The 17,456-nt window shown below is 57.2% G+C and carries 14 protein-coding genes; 11 read left to right on the top strand and 3 right to left on the bottom strand.

All coding sequences use genetic code 11. The features are described from left to right. The first annotated feature begins 20 nt into the window (after positions 1–20). The 7 genes from B7Y89_RS05050 (at position 21) to B7Y89_RS05020 (ending at position 8,879) form a co-directional block, all read left to right on the top strand. Entirely contained in the window at positions 21–509 is a 489-nt protein-coding gene (locus B7Y89_RS05050; RefSeq protein ID WP_292936332.1) for a glutathione peroxidase, read from the top strand. Between the two features lie 75 nt (positions 510–584). Then, entirely contained in the window at positions 585–4,175 is a 3,591-nt protein-coding gene (dnaE, locus tag B7Y89_RS05045; protein ID WP_292936331.1) for a DNA polymerase III subunit alpha, read from the top strand. A 21-nt stretch (positions 4,176–4,196) separates the two neighbouring features. Further along, positions 4,197–5,807 (top strand): long-chain fatty acid--CoA ligase, encoded by a 1,611-nt coding sequence (locus B7Y89_RS05040; RefSeq protein WP_292936329.1) that lies wholly within the window; start codon positions 4,197–4,199, stop codon positions 5,805–5,807. Positions 5,808–6,246: 439 nt separating this feature from the next. Further along, positions 6,247–7,068 carry an IS5 family transposase gene (locus tag B7Y89_RS05035; protein ID WP_292936327.1) on the top strand — a complete coding sequence of 274 codons (822 nt, stop codon included), beginning with the start codon at positions 6,247–6,249 and terminating at the stop codon, positions 7,066–7,068. Between the two features lie 101 nt (positions 7,069–7,169). Then, complete coding sequence (locus B7Y89_RS05030; RefSeq protein WP_292936325.1) at positions 7,170–7,730, top strand: helix-turn-helix transcriptional regulator; 561 nt, start codon at positions 7,170–7,172, stop codon at positions 7,728–7,730. A 41-nt stretch (positions 7,731–7,771) separates the two neighbouring features. Continuing rightward, positions 7,772–8,272: a hypothetical protein gene (locus B7Y89_RS05025; protein ID WP_292936324.1), complete on the top strand. Its 501-nt coding sequence runs from the start codon at positions 7,772–7,774 to the stop codon at positions 8,270–8,272. Between the two features lie 49 nt (positions 8,273–8,321). Continuing rightward, entirely contained in the window at positions 8,322–8,879 is a 558-nt protein-coding gene (locus tag B7Y89_RS05020) for a MarR family winged helix-turn-helix transcriptional regulator (protein ID WP_292936322.1), read from the top strand. Between the two features lie 219 nt (positions 8,880–9,098). Here B7Y89_RS05020 and moaB read toward each other — a convergent pair whose 3' ends face one another. From moaB to B7Y89_RS05005, 3 genes are read right to left on the bottom strand one after another with little or no spacing between them, the layout of a single operon-like run. Next, positions 9,099–9,626, bottom strand: coding sequence for a molybdenum cofactor biosynthesis protein B (moaB, locus tag B7Y89_RS05015; RefSeq protein WP_292936320.1), 528 nt, complete (start codon positions 9,624–9,626; stop codon positions 9,099–9,101). Beyond that, entirely contained in the window at positions 9,616–11,400 is a 1,785-nt protein-coding gene (locus tag B7Y89_RS05010; protein WP_292936318.1) for a lytic transglycosylase domain-containing protein, read from the bottom strand. The genes moaB and B7Y89_RS05010 overlap by 11 nt, the downstream gene beginning before the upstream one ends. Positions 11,401–11,405: 5 nt before the next feature. Then, positions 11,406–12,179, bottom strand: coding sequence for a hypothetical protein (locus tag B7Y89_RS05005; RefSeq protein ID WP_292936316.1), 774 nt, complete (start codon positions 12,177–12,179; stop codon positions 11,406–11,408). 103 nt (positions 12,180–12,282) lie between these two features. On the opposite strand from B7Y89_RS05005, the gene B7Y89_RS05000 reads away from it, so the two are divergent. The 4 genes from B7Y89_RS05000 (at position 12,283) to ilvD (ending at position 17,453) form a co-directional block, all read left to right on the top strand. Further along, positions 12,283–13,932: an electron transfer flavoprotein-ubiquinone oxidoreductase gene (locus tag B7Y89_RS05000; protein ID WP_292936314.1), complete on the top strand. Its 1,650-nt coding sequence runs from the start codon at positions 12,283–12,285 to the stop codon at positions 13,930–13,932. 36 nt (positions 13,933–13,968) lie between these two features. Beyond that, positions 13,969–14,766: a 4-(cytidine 5'-diphospho)-2-C-methyl-D-erythritol kinase gene (locus tag B7Y89_RS04995; protein WP_292936312.1), complete on the top strand. Its 798-nt coding sequence runs from the start codon at positions 13,969–13,971 to the stop codon at positions 14,764–14,766. After that, positions 14,763–15,485, top strand: coding sequence for an N-formylglutamate amidohydrolase (locus B7Y89_RS04990; RefSeq protein ID WP_292936311.1), 723 nt, complete (start codon positions 14,763–14,765; stop codon positions 15,483–15,485). Before B7Y89_RS04995 ends, B7Y89_RS04990 begins: the two co-directional genes overlap by 4 nt. 120 nt (positions 15,486–15,605) lie before the next feature. Then, positions 15,606–17,453 carry a dihydroxy-acid dehydratase gene (ilvD, locus tag B7Y89_RS04985; RefSeq protein WP_292936310.1) on the top strand — a complete coding sequence of 616 codons (1,848 nt, stop codon included), beginning with the start codon at positions 15,606–15,608 and terminating at the stop codon, positions 17,451–17,453. Positions 17,454–17,456: the final 3 nt, after the last annotated feature.

Genomic DNA, 17,456 nt, shown 5'->3' with positions numbered 1-17,456 from the left:
GCGAACATGGGGAAATGAACATGAGCGGTCCACACACTATCGCTGATTTCAAAGCGAAAAAGCCCAATGGTGAGGTGATTGATCTGGCCGAAAAGGTCGGCAAGGTCTTGCTGGTGGTCAACACCGCGTCCAAATGTGGCTTCACCCCGCAATATGACGGGCTGGAAGCGCTCTGGAAAAAGTATGGAGAGCGCGGATTTGAAGTGCTGGCTTTCCCCTGCAACCAGTTTGGTGGCCAGGAACCCGGCGGCCCTGATGAAATCGAAAGCTTCTGCAAGGTTAACTTCGGCCTCAGCTTCCCGCTGATGGCCAAGATCGAAGTCAATGGTGCGGGCGCTGATCCGCTTTATGAATGGCTCAAGGCCGAAGCTCCCGGCGTGCTTGGGACCAAGGCAATCAAGTGGAACTTCACCAAGTTCCTGATCGGCCGCGATGGCAAAGTGGTGCGCCGCTACGCATCAACCGACAAGCCGGAAAGCATTGCGAAAGACATTGAAGCGCTGCTCTGAAGCGCGACGCTTACAACAGGGGAAAAAAAGGCCACACCACTCGAAAGACTGCGGCCTTTTGCTTACCTGTTAGCCATGCCCCATGCCACGTTCGTCCCGCTTCGCGTCTTTTCGTCCTACACGATGCTCGACGGGGCCGTGGACCCCAAGGCCATTGCCAAAACAGCGGCTGAGCGTGGCTTTCCCGGCGTGGCGATTACCGACCGGAACGGCCTTTATGGCTCGGTCGCCTTTGCCAAAGCGTGCAAGGAAATGGGCGTTCAACCGGTTATCGGCACGATGCTCGCCGTCGCACGACCTGAACGCGAGGGTGCGGCGACCGGATTTGGCACAACCCAGCCTACCATTGATTGGCTTGCGCTCTATGCGCAGGATACGGTGGGCTATGACAACTTGTGCCACCTCGTCAGCCGCGCACACTTGGACAGGCCTCTCGAATTTGCGCCGCATGTCATGCTGGCAGACCTTGTCGGCCACACCGGTGGCCTGATATGCCTTACAGCTTCGGGTGAAGGTGCGCTCACGCGGTTGTTTGGCGGTGAACAGGAAGCTGCGGCGCTAGCCTATGCTGACCGGTTGCAAGAACTGTTCCCGAACCGGCTCTACATTGAACTGGCCCGCCGCAATGATCCGGTTGAGGACGCAGCCGAAGCGGCGCTGATCGATCTTGCCTATGCGCGCGACTTGCCGCTGGTTGCCACAAACCCGGCATGCTTTGCCGAACGAGGTTTTTACGAAGCGCACGATGCTATGTTGTGCATCGCCAGTTCAACCCACGTCGACAGCACTGATCGCCCCCGTTCAAGCCGTGAATGGTGGATCAAACCTGCCGAAGTGATGGAGGAATTGTTCAAGGACCTTCCCGAAGCCATCGCCAATACGCTGGTCGTCGCGCAACGCTGCGCGGTGATGCCGCCAAAGCGCAAGCCAATCCTGCCTAGCCTTGCAGGCGATCAGGAAGGCGAAGCGCGGATGTGCGCGGCCGATAGTCGAAAGGGCCTCGTTCTGCGGCTGCGCCCTTATTATCCCGAAGACACGCACGAAGAACTGGAACGCGTGTTGTGCATCGGGCCTGACGTTGAACCTGACGCGGCGGACTATCCGCAACTTGCAGCGGTTGGCGTGTGGGAAGAAGTCTGCGGCTATCGTCAGCGGCTGGAATTTGAAGTCGGCATCATCAACCGCATGGGCTTTGGCGGGTACTTCCTGATCGTTGCCGATTTTATCAAGTGGGCCAAGGACCAAGGCATTCCGGTTGGGCCGGGGCGTGGCTCCGGTGCAGGCTCGCTGGTGGCGTGGGCGCTGACCATTACCGATCTTGACCCGATCAAGCTAGGACTGCTGTTCGAACGCTTCCTCAACCCTGAACGCGTTTCCATGCCAGACTTCGATATCGACTTCTGCGAAACGCGGCGCGGCGAGGTTATCCGCTATGTCCAGCAAAAGTACGGGCAGGACCACGTCGCCCAGATCATCACGTTCGGCAAGCTGAAGGCCCGTGCGGTGCTGCGCGATACAGGCCGCATCCTGCAAATGAGCTATGGCCAGACCGACCGGCTGTGCAAGATGGTGCCCAACCATCCGACAGACCCTTGGCCATTGCCGCGCGCCTTGAACGGCGTACTCGAACTGAAGCGCGAATATGACCGCGATCCCGAGGTCAAACGCCTGATCGATCTTGCGATGCAGCTTGAAGGTTTGCCCCGCAACAGTTCCACTCACGCCGCCGGTGTGGTGATCGGTGACCGCCCCTTGGCGCAACTCGTGCCGCTCTACCGCGATCCGCGCTCCGACATGCCGGTGACGCAGTTCGACATGAAGCACGTTGAAGATGCCGGGTTGGTCAAGTTCGACTTTCTCGGCCTCAAAACGCTGTCAGTCTTGCGCAAGGCGGTGGACTTGCTCGGCAAGCGCCAGATCGACATTGATCTGTCTGCTCTCGCATGGGATGATGAACAGACTTACAAACTGCTCCAATCGGGCGATACGGTCGGCGTGTTCCAGCTGGAATCCGAAGGCATGCGGCGCACGCTGGCGGCGGTAAAGCCGACCAACTTTGGTGACATTATCGCGCTCGTCTCGCTCTATCGCCCGGGGCCAATGGACAACATCCCGCTGTTTGGCCGCCGCAAGAACGGGCTTGAGGCGATTGAATATCCTCACGAAAAACTGAGCGTGATCCTGGCCGAAACTTACGGGATTTTCGTTTATCAGGAACAGGTCATGCAAGCCGCGCAGATCCTCGCGGGCTATTCGCTCGGCGATGCCGACCTTTTGCGCCGCGCGATGGGCAAAAAAGACCAGAAGGAAATGGATGCCCAGCGCCAGCGCTTTGCCGATGGCTGCAAAACCGTTTCCGGCATTGAAAAGGGCAAGGCCAATGAACTTTTCGATTTGATCGACAAGTTCGCAGGCTATGGCTTCAACAAATCCCACGCAGCCGCCTATGCGCTGCTTGCCTATCAAACCGCATGGCTCAAGACGCACTACCCGCACGAATTTTATGCCGCTTCGATGTGCTTTGATATGCACCAGTCGGAAAAGCTTGCGATCTTTGTCGATGACATGCGCCGCAACAACGTGGCGTTGGCAGGGCCTGACATCAATCACTCGGTTGCCGAATTTACGGTTGAGCGCACGCATGATGGCTATGCCGTGCGCTATGCCTTGGCGGGCCTTCGCAACGTTGGCGAAAAGGCGATGGAACAGATCGTCGAGGAACGCGAAACCAAGGGCGCATTTGCATCGCTTGATGACTTGTTCCGACGCATTCCGGCAGGCTCAATGAACCGGCGGCAGTTGGAAGCTTTGGCTGCAGGCGGCGCGCTTGATTGCCTTGAACCAAACCGTGCGCAAGTTATCGCCAACGCCGAATTGCTGATGGCGGTGGCCGACGAAGCCTCGCGCTCGCGCACTTCGGGGCAGGGCGGCCTGTTTGGAGGTGACGATCACGCGGTGCCCGCCACGCGCCTTGCTGATACAAAGCCATGGTCGCGTTCGGATCAGATGACGGCTGAGCGAGAGAACTTCGGCTTCTATTTCGCGGCGCATCCGGTTGAGGAATATCGCGCTGTCGCATCGGCCAACGGTGCGCGCACATTTGGCAGCTTGATTGGTAGCACGGGCGAAGCGGCGGGCCGCTCGGCTGCTGTCATGGCCGCGTTGGTTGAGAACGTGCAGAAGCGCAAGACGAAGAAGGGCAAGGACTTCGTCATGGCAGATTTCTCGGACAGCACCGGCCTGTTCTCTGCCTCTTGCTTTGAAGAAAGTCTGGTCGAACCGTTCCAGCAATGGGCGAAAGAGGGTACCTGCGTTCTTCTCAACGTTGAGCTTGATCGACCAAACCCGGATGAGGCGCCGCGCGTAACGGTGCGTGGAGCGCGTCCTTTGGCGTCAGTGACCAGTGCATCGCGTATGCAATTGCAGCTTGAAGTCACCCGGCCCGAAGCCATTGCCGAACTTGCCCTTCTGCTGCCGCGCGACAGCGAAGCCAAGGGTGAGGTGCTGGCGCGGCTGAAGACCGGGGGGGCGCGTGAACCACTTGTCCGGCTTGGCAACAATTTTAAACTTGATAGCGATTTAATCGAACGATTGATTCCGATAGAAGGACTTGCCAATGTGGCGCTGACCGCAAGGCCGGAAAGGCATCTGCGGCTGGTGGAATAACAATAACCGGAGAGAGATCTGATGCAGCAGCTGGGCGCAATGCAGGACTGGAAGCTGCGGGTAACACACCTGATCGATTACGCTGCGCGCGAACATGGCTCGCGTGAAATTGTTAGTCTCTGGGCCGATGGAGCGGAAACGCGTACCAACTGGTCGGGCATCCGCCATGATGCCTTACGCATGACACAAGCTTTGCGCCGCCTCGGCATCCAGTCTGGCGACAGGATTGCAACGCTGGCGATGAACCATTCGCGCCATCTGGTCACGTGGTACGGCGCGGTCGGCGCGGGCGGAATTCTTCACACCATCAATCCGCGTCTGTTTGATGATCAACTCGACTATATCGTCAACCATGCCGAAGATCGCGTGTTGCTGTTTGACAAGGTCTGGGCGCCCATTGTTGAACGGATGAAGCCCCGCTGGCCCACCATTGAACATTACATCTGTTTCGACAGCAGCGAACCTGCAATCCATTTTGAAGAATGGATCGGGGAGGAAGACGGTCAAACAGAATGGTCTGACGGCGACGAACGCGATGCTTGTATGTTGTGTTACACGAGTGGCACGACCGGAAACCCCAAAGGCGTAATCTACGAAAACCGGTCCACCATGCTGCACGCCTTAAGCGCGATTAGCCCGCCGGTGTTCGGAATGGATTGCCGTTCGGTCATGCTGCCGATCGTGCCGATGTTCCACGCTGCCAGTTGGGGCTTGCCGTGGGCTGGTGCTGCTGCCGGAGCAAAATTTGTCTATTCCGCCGTCAATGAAGGCGCGGTTTTGTGCGGCCTTATCGAACGCGAAAAGGTGACATGTTCGGCGGGCGTGCCAACCGTATGGATGGCCTTGCTACAGCATATCGATGCCAACGGAGGTCATTTCCCCCCAAGCCTCGAAACTGTCGTATGTGGTGGCTCGGCTATGCCGCGTGCAATGATTGAACGCCTCATGCGCCAGGGCATCCGTGTGGCTCACGCATGGGGGATGACCGAAACTTCGCCCATCGGCACTACCGGTGCTGAAACGTGGAATTGGAATGAATTGACGTTTGATGAGAAAGTCACCGTCAAATCGATGCAAGGGCGTCCGCCATTCGGTGTAGAGATCCGCTGCGTCGATCTGGATGATCCGGGCAAAGTACTGCCACGCGACGGCACAACTGCCGGGGCCCTGCAAGTGCGGGGGCCTTGGGTGGTAAAGCGCTACTTCAAAGCGGAACAAGACGCGGTTACTGCGGGTCAATGGTTTGACACCGGCGACGTTGGCTTGATTTACCCTGATGGCACCCTGCAACTGACGGATCGCACGAAAGATGTGATCAAATCAGGCGGTGAATGGATAAGTTCGGTCGAGTTGGAAAACGCGGCAATAGGCCATCCCGCTGTCGCCGAAGCTGCTGCAATTGGAGTGTCCCATCCCAAATGGGACGAGCGGCCTTTGCTCATCGTGGTCAAAAAGCCCGGCGCAGAAGTATCAGAGGACGATCTGCGCGATTTTCTGGCAGGTCATGTTGCGAAGTGGTGGGTGCCCGACGCGGTAGCGTTCGTAGATCAAATTCCGCATACGGGAACCGGAAAGATCAGCAAGAAAGACCTGCGTGTGCAGTTTGCCAGCTATCAATGGGCTTCGTCTTGAAAATCCGACATTGGTTAGGGCTTAGGACAAAACGATCTTCGCATTCTGTTCTGCAATTGTGGCACGCTCCATATATGAAAGTGCTCACTCTGTTACGCTAGCTAATGATGCTGAGTCGCGCAATCATGGTAAACGTTCGTTAGGGACTATCCGTCAAATGATTTTCCCTGGCAAAAATGTCACCTTTCTATAATTTTTGGGAACTTTTCCCCAAAGGGCCAGTTAGGACCGCATAGGCATAGGTCGACGTCGGATGTAAAAATCGTTCGACATCTATCTGATTTTACCTAGATTGCTGTTTCTGCCGGTTGATTGAATGTGCACAGGTACTCTCTAAGTGCCTGATCCGAAACTAAGTTGAGTGGTATCAGTGGGTTAGCTTGACGCCAGCCCAAGTCGTTGATTCAGGTGGTTTTGCGAAGACTACCGGAGATCAACGATGTGGACCGACACCACTCGGACGCAGTATGCCCGCGCGGACTTGGCTTTGCCAAGTGATTTGACCGACGCTGAATGGGCGCTGCTTGAGCCGTTTTTGCCGCCGCCGTCGCATGTGGGCCGTCCGCGCAAGTGGCCGCTGCGGCGGATTATCGAGGCGATCCTGTATCTGTTGCGCGGCGGTCTGCCGTGGCGGATGCTGCCACCGTGCTTTCCGCCGGTCTCGACAGTGCGGCGCTGGTTTTACCTTTGGCGGGACAACCGGCTCTGGTTGTCGCTCAATCATGCCCTATTGCTGATCGGACGCGAGGCGACCGGGCGCGATGCCTCGCCCAGTGCCGGGGTCATCGACAGCCAGAGCGTCAAAACCACCGAATCCGGCGGTCCTCACGGCTATGATGCGGGCAAGAAGATCAAGGGCCGCAAGCGCCACATCCTCACCGACACCGAGGGCAATCTGGTCCACGCCGTGATCCACACCGCCGACATTCAGGACAGAGACGGTGCACCGCTGGTGCTGACCGAGATCATCAAGCGTTTCCCGTGGCTGCGCCATGTGTTTGCCGATGGCGGCTATGCTGGAGACAAACTCCGGCAGGCGCTGAGCCGGATCGGCAAATGGAACCTCGAGATCGTCAAACGGTCCGATACCGCCAGGGGTTTCGTGGTCCTTCCACGCCGTTGGGTCGTAGAGCGGACGCTGGCATGGCTGAATCGAAACCGCCGATTGGCCAAGGATTTCGAGCAAACCATCGCGTCAGCAACCGCATGGCTGTTCATAGCCTCGATCCAGCTCTTCGCCCGCCGCATCGCAAGGTTATGAATTTACGAAGGATAATTTTGAATCAGGCTCTAAAATGTTAGGCTCTGTTACAAGGGCGTAAAAAGCTTGGGGGTAGCTGATTTGGGAATGCACATCGAAGCTTGGACCGTGCACTGTTTGTGGAACTCGGCCATATGGTAACGAAAGTTATAGTTCACGAAGCGGATGGTGATTGTGCGGGCCTGACGGATAAGCAGGTGGAAGTGCTTCAATTTGTTTGTGATCGTCGCACGAACAAGGAGATCGCTCTGATGCTCGGCATCTCGCCGTCGGCTGTCGAACAGCGCCTTCAATCTGTTCGGCGCAAGTTCGGAGTTCATAGCCGTGCAGATCTGGCAAGGGCATATGAGAGGGCTCAAGTAACCTGTCTAAATCTGACAGGTGCGGAATATCAGGTAGAATCCTCCATTCCCGATGGTCAAAGTCCTACTAAGTATTTTGAGAAGGAGACGGCCGATCCAAAAGTTAACGGTGTGGACGTGCCGCTCTTGAAAACCACATTTTTGGATGGAGGTCTTAGCTTAGAAGCGAAATCCAGCGTGCTTGAAGTGATTGATCGTACCGCAGGTCTGGCTGGTAGAATTGCTGCCATTACGACAGCCGCTGCTTCTATCGCTCTTCTGATCATTTTGATTACAGAGGTTGCTCCAGCTTTGAATTAACAAGTCGGTGTGGCTTGGACAACTTTTTGTTTAAATGCTGAATGCCAAAAAGCGAAGGTAGTCTTTTTGAAATGGTGATAATGGATGTGAGCAGCGGTTTGGTTTTATTTGCTGCGGCCACGTCAATTGTCTGCATGATTGTAGCATTGTTTACAGCGTTCATAGGGCAGCCGGAAGAGCGGATATTGGGTTCGATGATTGCAGCTTTCGTTGTGCTGCAAACTGCTGAGGTCGCCCTATCGAACGCGAACGGTATCAAGTTCCAATCGGTTGAGGTCATTTCATACGCAGTGGAGTTAGGTATTTCGGTTTGGGTCGCTTTAAAAACGGCGCGGTTCTGGCCCTTGATTATCGCTGCAATTTTCCTCGTCAAAGCCAGTGCGGGATTAACCCAATATCTGGGCATGCAAGTCGGAATATTCGCGCGTGAAGAAGTTCAGATCGGCCTGCGCCTAAGTGCTGCGTTGATCATTCTTTGGGCAACTGTCTCGGGAAAAAATGTGCGCAGCTACAGTATGATAAGAATTCCTCGTCCTCTGTGATGGGCGGATATCGTGACCATGATGTTTTTTGAAAAGGGGTTGAGTTGACATGTCGGCATCCAGTGATGTTTTAGATATTCCTCGCCTACGGCAAGTGTGGGCTCAACTTGGTGAGTTGATTAATTCAACTGAGGGCAGCGCACGCGATCAGGATCAACCTTTCATCCGCCTGCATAAGGCAGCCACGCATCAGCCGTCGTCTGGCGATGAAGCCGCTCTGCTGCTTGCAAAGGAAATTTATCGTTTCCGTCGCAAACGGAACGAGTTTTTCGCAAGTACGCTATTTGCCGATCCAAGCTGGGACATCTTGCTCGAACTCTATGTGCTGCGCCGCGAAGGCCGCAAAGCGAGCGTGAAGAGCGTTTGCATCGCCTCGGGCGTCCCGCCGACCACAGCGCTTCGCTGGATCGGGATGTTGGTTAAAGAAGGGCTGTTAGAGCGCAACAATGATCAGGTAGATCAGCGGGTTCGCTGGATTACTTTAAGCAACACCGGCTTCGAAGCGATGCATAAGCTGTTGCTATCAGGTGTCATGCCCGCGACAGGTTCTTCTGACGATGGCTTTCAGTCTTCCTTGCCGATGTATGCATCGCGTGCCGCAAGATGACGAACCGGCATTTCCATGCGGTCGAATCAATCCACGGACGAAGCGTAGGTCACCCTGAAAAACGCGATGAGCCACCCGTTATAACAATGCGTAAAGATTGGCTGAGACGCGATGCTTTGCGATCAGTCGAGATTGCTACAGTGATTGCGCTTTTCGCCGTAAGCTGCGTCCTTGCGGGTGCTGTATTGATCTGAGCGCGGCGCAGCGCATCAATACGGGCTATTTTTCAAGCAATCTTGGCATAAGCTCAACGAAATTGCAGGGCCGGTTGCGGCTATCGAGTTGCTCGGCCAAGATGCCATCCCACCCGTCTTTCACGGCGCCATTTGATCCCGGCAGTGCGAAGATATACGTTCCGCGCGCAACCACGGCGCAAGCGCGCGATTGTATCGTGCTTGTGCCGATGGTCTTGTAACTCAGCCAGCGGAACAGCTCACCAAATCCGGGAATGTCACGCGTCTTTACCCGGTCAAGCGCTTCAGGCGTAACGTCACGGCCCGTAAGGCCGGTTCCGCCCGTGATAATCACCGCATCAACCGAGCGATCATCAATCCAGTTGTTCAGCCGGTTTGCGATGCGATCGGCATCGTCCTTTTCCAAGGCGCGCGTTGCCAGTTTGTGGCCGGATGCCTTGACTCGCTCTGCCAAAATATCACCGGATGTGTCGTCGGCAGCAGTGCGCGTATCGGACACTGTCAGCAGTGCAATATTGATAGGCTTGAATTGCCGAGCGGGATCAATTGCCACGCGATGCAATCCTGACATGTTCTGGCCGGACGTTTTCTGCACCTTCAAGGCCGGGGAATTTGGGCCACATGCCTTGAACAAGGCCGAGGCGGCTTTCGGAAGGGCCTCCGGCTTGACGCTCATACATCCAGTAATTGCGCATCACGATGGAAACGTATCCACGCGTCTCCCAGTAGGGAATTGATTCCATCCACAAAAGTGGATCAGTGCCGCCGCGTATATCCGTATTCCAGCGCGAAACGGGCATTGGGCCTGCGTTATATGCCGCCATGACTTTCGGCAACAGACCCTGCGTAGCTTCAGAATTTCGCAATTGCTGTAGATATTGCTGGCCAAAGGCAAGGTTTACGTCGGGCAGTTCAAGCTGGCTATCGCGCCCTGCCATCAAGGGTTCTGCCCGTGCCATATCGCGAGCAGTGCCGGGACGAAGCTGCATCAGGCCTTTGGCCCCTGCGGGACTTGTCACCGATGTGCGGAAGTTTGATTCCTGCAATGAATGCGCAAACAGCAGGGCTGGATCAACTTTCCAACCCGTAGCAGGCACCCATTTTGGTGCAGGGAAGCGTGCGGATTCATCGGGTCGCGCACCCGTGGGCGCATTGTACGCCATCCACAATTGCGTTGATGGCAGGCCAAGGTCGCGCGCCAAACGCGAAAGCGGCGCATATTGTGCAGGATCACCGATCCGCGCCTGATGCCGCAGAACCTCGTCGGCCAGGCCATCTTTGCCGATTTCGGCAAGTTGCACCGCCGTGCGGATATTGGCTACGTTACGAAGATTTTGCCAATCGCTAGGAGAGAAATCAGGTGCGGCTGATCGCGTGCTTTCGCGCATGCCCAGCGCTTCTTGCGCCATCATGCCGTAAAGTGTTTCACCAAAACGCGCCGCGGACCGCAGTGATGCGGCAACCATTTCAGGTTTGCGACAACGCATCGCAGCACGTCCCGCCCAATAATGCGCTGCAGCCCCCAGTTCGTCGTTGTGGGACTGCGATGCCGATTTGGTAAAAGCATCAGCGGCGGCAAGGCAATCGCCCAAACGCCAGCTTGCCAACCCTGCCGTCCAATATGCCTCGGCAACCCACGGACCGCTTCCATCGGCTGCGGTCAGCGATATTGCGCGGGCTGTGGCGTCATCGTTTTCAATATAGAACGCCCAGCCAATTTTCTGGCGCCACTCTGCGCGGGCTTCAGGCGAAAGCGTTGCGTCTACGCCATCAAGCAGCACCCGGGCGCCAACGGGATCGTCAAACTTGATCCGGTCAACAATAGCAGCAGCCACGCTTTCAGGCATTGTGCCATCGGTGATTGAGCGGGGCCGGATGCGCTTTGTTACCGTTGGCAGTGAAACGAAGCGCTGTGCTTGCGGCAGATCAGGAATGGCAATTGCGCCGCGCTTTAAGGCAAGCTTGCCCAACTGCTCTGCCCAGGGAAGGTTGGGGGCAGCATGCAAAGCATCGGTAAGCGGCACCAGTTCGGCTTTCGGCGAATTGGCGGCAAGCATGTATTGTGCGCGGGCAACTGTGTGCAGCGGACCATCAGCGCGTTGCGCGAACAAGGACTGGACTTGCGACCAGTCTTCCTTGTCAATCGCCCCGAACAGCGTTTTGTAATAAGAACGGTCATCCTGGCTCAGCAGGGATGGCACGGCAGTACGATCAGCGCGGCCCCGAAAATAATCGACCGCGGCGCTATTGGCGAAAGCAGGCATAGCGGCAAACGCAGCGACCGAAGTTGCCAGCGTCAGAAGCGTGCATCGTGCAGCGCAAGCCATTTTCACTATGGTTTCGTTCCCGTCCAATCGAGCCAGCGGCCCCAGAACCCGGCTTTCAAAACCGGGCGTGCCAGCATGGCATCAAGATCCCAAGCCGACATCGCGGCAATCTGTGAAGACTCTTGATTAATTGCGCGTAAACTGTGAGCCAAATTCGTTGGATCGTGTCCAAGAAGCGCTGAAACGCCTGTTGCGCCTAAAATGAGGAGCCGATTGGGCGCCGCGATGGTGATGTGATGCAACAGAACCTCGCCCAAACCCATCGCACGCAGTGCTGCCCAATCCGACATGGGAATATGTGCGGGCAAGGCCGAGGCGAGATATGCCTCAGCGCGCGAGATGCCCATTGCTGACAGCATTGCGTCAAGCAGCCGGCCCGTACGCCCGCTCAACAAGCTATCGCCATCATCGACTGAAGGCATCGGCACCAGGATCATCAATTCTGCTTGTGCCTGACCGATTGGAGCCAAGCGGCGCAAACCTGGCGGAGCAAGTGGCTCTTCGGTTAGCCACCAGGCGTTGAATGCCTCAAGCGTTTGCGGCCAGCCTGAACGATCAATCACCACCGGAGCAGGCGGCGAATCACGTTCTGCCACCAATTCGCGCAATGGCTTCATCGGGGCAGGGACGGCAGGATCAGGTTGGCGATGGTTCTGCGCCAGCCAGTCTTGCGGGTCGTCCACGAATGTCCCGTCCACCCCGGCATCACGCCACCAGTCCAGCGCTGCCGTAAGGGCTTCGCTCCAGTTTGCGTGTTTTACCTCCGGCGTGTCGGGCAAGCTGTCCATCCTCCTAGTCCAATTTGCGGTCTTGACCTTCCCGGTGGCCTCTTTCAAGGCATAAAGCGAATTCGAATGCGCATATAGTCGGGAGTACGCGGGCATGAGCGAACGGGAATCGATGCCGTATGATGTGGTCATCGTGGGTGGTGGGCCAGCTGGCTTGGCCGCTTCAATCCGGTTGAAGCAGGCCAATCCGGATATTGCGGTCTGTGTTCTGGAAAAGGGCTCGGAAATCGGTGCGCATATTCTTTCGGGCGCCGTTGTTGATCCGAAGGCTTTGGACGAGCTTCTGCCCGAATGGCGGGATCAGGGCTGCCCCATGGCCGAAACGCCGGTGACAGATAACTGGCACTGGGTATTGTCCAAGACCGGCAAAGTCAGCATTCCGCATTGGCCGATGCCTCCGTTCATGTCCAACCATGGCAACTATACCGGTAGCCTGGGCAATTTGTGCCGCTGGCTTTCTGAACAGGCGATGGAACTGGGTGTTGAAATCTTCCCCGGTTTTGCCGCTGCAGAAGTGCTGTTTGATGAAAGCGGTTCTGTCATGGGCGTGGCTACAGGTGACATGGGTGTTGCCAAAGATGGCTCGCACAAGGGTGATTACCAGCCCGGCATGGAACTCCACGCAAAGTACACGCTGTTTGCCGAAGGCGCACGAGGCCATCTGACCAAGCGGCTGAAAGCGCACTTTGATCTTGAGCGTGATTGCGAACCGCAAGTCTATGGCATCGGCATCAAGGAATTGTGGGATATCGATCCCGAAAAGCACGTCCCGGGCCGCGTTTTGCACACCCAAGGCTGGCCGCTCTCTGAATCAGATTCATGGGGCGGTGGCTTCCTTTACCATCAATCGAACAATCAGGTGGCTCTGGGCTTTGTTACTGCACTCGATTATGCAAACCCTTACGTCTATCCTTTCGAAGAGTTCCAGCGCTGGAAGCAGCACCCTGCGATACGCGAAATTCTCGAAGGCGGTCGCCGCGTATCTTATGGCGCGCGGGCGATTAACGAAGGCGGCTGGCAGTCTGTGCCGCGCTTGTCATTCCCGGGTGGCGCGCTGATCGGGTGCTCGGCAGGCTTCGTCAATGTGCCCCGCATCAAGGGCAGCCACACCGCTATGAAAAGCGGAATGCTGGCGGCGGACTCGATTGTCGCTGCCATGGCCGCTGGCCGCGAAAAGGACGACATGGTCGAATACGACACTGCCGTCCGCGAAAGCTGGATCGCCACCGAACTTAAAAAGGTTCAGAACGCCCAGCCACTCGTTGCCAAATTTGGTGGCGAGCTGGGTACTGTCCTGGCAGGCGCTGACATGTGGCTGCGCACCATCGGCGGCTTCGGCATCTGGAAGCCGATGAAGCACCACAAGGACGCCGAGGCTACGCAGCGCGCCGACTTGTATAAGCCTATCGTCTATCCCAAGCCCGACGGCACGATCACGTTCGATCGTCTCACCAGCGTGGCCTTTTCCTATACTAACCACGAGGAAGACCAGCCGTGCCACCTCGTGCTCAAAGACCCCACGGTACCCACCCGCATCAACCTGCCGATCTACGCAGGCCCCGAAGCGCGGTATTGCCCCGCAGGCGTCTATGAATACATCGGCGTTGAAGAGGGCAATCCGCGCTTGCAAATCAACGCGCAAAACTGTGTCCACTGCAAAACCTGCGATATCAAGGACATGACCCAGAACATCGAATGGGTCACACCCGAAGGCGGCGGCGGACCTAACTATCCGAACATGTGAGGCACGTTCCTCCCCTCAACGGGGAGGGGAGGAATAATGCGCGAAACCGCTTTTGCTAAGATCAACCTTGCGTTGCACGTGCGCGAACGCCGGGAAGACGGCTATCACGCGCTGGAAACGCTGTTCGCCTTTGTCGATGCGGGCGATGAATTGTCCGCAACGTCTGCTCCTCGCGATGAATTGCGCGTAACGGGCGAATTTTGCGGCGCGCTGGATGATCCGTCCGGCAATATCGTTGCCAGGGCACTGGCCGGTTTGCCGCACGGGGCAGGCTGGGCCGTTACGCTTGAAAAGAACCTGCCCGTCGCAGCGGGTCTGGGCGGCGGCTCTGCCGATGCAGGTGCCATTTTCCGCATGGTTGAGCGCGCCTTTGGCTTGCCTGATGACTGGCGTGAAAAGGCCGCAAAGCTGGGCGCGGATGTACCTGCTTGCGTTGAAAGCCGCGCCTGCATCGGGCGCGGCACAGGCACTGAACTTGAACCCGTCACCAATGATCTGGCGGGATGCGCGGTTCTGCTGGTAAACCCGCGCATTCCGCTCGCCACCGGCCCTGTGTTCAAAGGCTGGGACGGGGTTGATCATGGACCGCTTGCAGGAGAAAACTTGCGCGAAATGACGCTCAATGGCCGCAATGATCTTGAAGCCCCCGCGCTCGAATTGGTCCCGCAGATTGCTGACGTGCTTGCCACATTGCGCAAGACAGACTCATGGATCGCGCGGATGTCCGGCTCTGGTGCAACATGCTTTGCGCTTTACGACACGTCTGAGCAGCGTGACGCAGCCGAACGAGCCATGCCCCGCGAATGGTGGACAATGGTCGGAGCGCTGCGATGAGCGAGGCCTACCGCCTTATCGGCACTCCCCGCTTTGGCGGCATTCTCGTCGTATCCGATCATGCCTCGAACCGCGTGCCAGACGACATCGCTCTCGGCATCGCGCCCGATCTGCTCAATCAGCACATCGCCGTCGACATCGGTGTTGGCGCGATTGGGGAACTGATGGCCCAGCGCCCCGGCTTTGCTGCGTTCCAAGGCAATGTCAGCCGTCTGGTCTGCGATTTCAACCGCGAAGAACACTTGCCAACCGTAGTCCCCATCGCAAGCGACGGTCACGCTATCCCCGGCAACGCGCTTGATCACGCTGGCCAAGAAGCACGCCTGACTAGGTTCTTCCACCCCTATCACACGGCGCTTGAAAACCTCTTGGCCAACACTCCGCAGGCGCTGATCCTGTCACTTCACAGCTTCACGCCTCACCTTGCATCCAGCGAAGAGCCGCGCCCATGGCATGTCGGCGTGCTGTATAACGAAGACGACCGCGCCGCCCGCATCGCAATCCCCATGCTGACAGGCGAAGGTCTGAATGTCGGCGACCAGCTTCCCTATTCGGGCAAACTTCTCAACGCGACGATGAATCGCCACGCAGAGGCCGATGGCCGTCCCTATCTTGGCATTGAAGTGCGGCAGGACCTGATCGACACGCCAAAAGGCCAAGCCGAATGGGCCGAGCGGCTTGCCCGTATCGCAAATCAAGTTGCGGTTGCAATTACCTAGCGTTTCTGGGCGTTTTTCCCACTGACACGAAGGTAATTTATCCTTCGACGGACAGGCCCCGCTGCGTTAGTGGCAAGGAAAGTCGCCCATAAAAACTGATTCCCGGTCCGGAGTTCACCCATGCCTGCCTATCGTTCACGCACCACCACCCATGGCCGAAATATGGCGGGCGCGCGCGGATTGTGGCGCGCCACCGGCATGAAGGATTCCGATTTTGGCAAGCCCATCATCGCCGTGGTCAACAGCTTCACACAGTTTGTTCCGGGCCATGTCCACCTCAAGGACCTGGGCCAAATGGTCGCGCGGGAAATCGAAGCAGCAGGCGGCGTTGCCAAGGAATTCAACACCATCGCCGTCGATGATGGCATCGCCATGGGCCACGACGGCATGCTCTATTCGTTGCCAAGCCGTGATCTTATTGCCGACAGCGTCGAATATATGGTCAACGCGCACTGTGCTGATGCGATGGTCTGTATCTCCAACTGCGACAAGATCACACCGGGCATGTTAATGGCCGCATTGCGGATCAACATTCCTGTTGTGTTCGTGTCTGGCGGACCGATGGAAGCGGGCAAAGTGATCTTGCGGGGCAAGGAAACCGCACTCGATCTGGTCGATGCAATGGTCGCCGCAGCTGATGAATCGTTCAGCGATGAAGAAGTCGCCAGCATTGAACGCTCCGCTTGCCCAACCTGCGGTTCATGCTCGGGCATGTTCACCGCCAATTCGATGAACTGCCTTACAGAAGCGCTGGGGCTGTCGCTGCCGGGCAATGGCTCGACGCTGGCAACCCACGCTGATCGCAAGCGCCTGTTCCTCGAAGCAGGCCGTCTCGTCGTCGATCTGTGCAAACGCTATTACGAACAGGACGATGAAAGCGCTCTGCCACGCACCATTGCGGGCTTCGAAGCGTTTGAAAATGCGGTCAGCCTTGACATTGCAATGGGCGGTTCGACCAATACTGTGCTGCATTTGCTCGCCGCAGCACATGAAGCGGGCGTTGATTTCACAATGGCCGATATCGACCGGCTCAGCCGCCGCGTACCGTGCTTGTCAAAGGTTGCTCCGGCCAAGTCCGATGTCCACATGGAAGACGTCCATCGCGCAGGTGGCATCTATGCCATCCTTGGCGAACTGGACCGTGCCGGTTTGCTCCACACGCATCTGCCAACCGTACACAGCCGGACGATGGCTGATGCGCTGAACTTGTGGGACATCAAGCGTACGACTGCTCCTTCCGTGCAGGAATTCTTCCGCGCGGCCCCCGGTGGCGTGCCCACCCAAGTCGCCTTTTCACAGGACCGGCGCTGGAAGGAACTTGATCTCGACCGTGAGAATGGCGTGATCCGCTCTGCCGAACATGCCTTCAGCAAGGATGGCGGGCTTGCGGTCTTGTTCGGAAACATCGCGCGCGATGGTTGCATCGTCAAAACAGCTGGCGTCGATGATAAGATTCTCAAATTCACCGGCCCTGCAAAGGTTTATGAAAGCCAGGACGCTGCCGTTACGGCAGTCCTGACCGGTCAGGTCGTTGCAGGCGATGTTGTCGTCATCCGCTATGAAGGCCCCAAGGGCGGTCCCGGCATGCAGGAAATGCTTTACCCCACCAGCTACCTCAAATCGAAGGGCCTTGGCGCTGCCTGCGCTTTGCTGACCGATGGTCGCTTTTCGGGTGGCACATCGGGCCTGTCCATCGGCCACGCTTCGCCAGAAGCGGCTGAGGGCGGCGAGATCGGTCTGGTGGAAGAGGGCGATATCATCGAGATCGATATCCCCAACCGCACCATTCACCTCGCCGTAACGGACGGCGTTCTGGCTGAACGTCGCGCCATTCAGGAAGCCCATGGCTGGAAACCTGCCAAGGAGCGCCCGCGCAAAGTCTCAACCGCTTTGAAAGCTTATGCAGCTATGACCACCAGTGCCGCGCGCGGCGCGGTCCGTGATCTGTCGCAGTTGAAGCTGGATTGAACT

It is taken from the genome of Novosphingobium sp. 32-60-15 (assembly GCF_002280675.1).
In the GTDB taxonomy this organism is placed as follows: domain Bacteria; phylum Pseudomonadota; class Alphaproteobacteria; order Sphingomonadales; family Sphingomonadaceae; genus Novosphingobium.
Note: the sequence above shows the minus strand (reverse complement) of the source record. Positions and strands in the feature narration are given on the sequence as shown.

Coding starts and splice junctions, on each gene's coding strand:
- B7Y89_RS05050 (WP_292936332.1), top strand. CDS start 21: ATGAGCGGTCCACACACTATCGCTGATTTCAAAGCGAAAAAGCCCAAT.
- dnaE (WP_292936331.1), top strand. CDS start 585: ATGCCCCATGCCACGTTCGTCCCGCTTCGCGTCTTTTCGTCCTACACG.
- B7Y89_RS05040 (WP_292936329.1), top strand. CDS start 4,197: ATGCAGCAGCTGGGCGCAATGCAGGACTGGAAGCTGCGGGTAACACAC.
- B7Y89_RS05035 (WP_292936327.1), top strand. CDS start 6,247: ATGTGGACCGACACCACTCGGACGCAGTATGCCCGCGCGGACTTGGCT.
- B7Y89_RS05025 (WP_292936324.1), top strand. CDS start 7,772: ATGCCAAAAAGCGAAGGTAGTCTTTTTGAAATGGTGATAATGGATGTG.
- B7Y89_RS05020 (WP_292936322.1), top strand. CDS start 8,322: ATGTCGGCATCCAGTGATGTTTTAGATATTCCTCGCCTACGGCAAGTG.
- B7Y89_RS05010 (WP_292936318.1), bottom strand. CDS start 11,400: ATGGCTTGCGCTGCACGATGCACGCTTCTGACGCTGGCAACTTCGGTC.
- B7Y89_RS05000 (WP_292936314.1), top strand. CDS start 12,283: ATGAGCGAACGGGAATCGATGCCGTATGATGTGGTCATCGTGGGTGGT.
- B7Y89_RS04995 (WP_292936312.1), top strand. CDS start 13,969: ATGCGCGAAACCGCTTTTGCTAAGATCAACCTTGCGTTGCACGTGCGC.
- B7Y89_RS04990 (WP_292936311.1), top strand. CDS start 14,763: ATGAGCGAGGCCTACCGCCTTATCGGCACTCCCCGCTTTGGCGGCATT.
- ilvD (WP_292936310.1), top strand. CDS start 15,606: ATGCCTGCCTATCGTTCACGCACCACCACCCATGGCCGAAATATGGCG.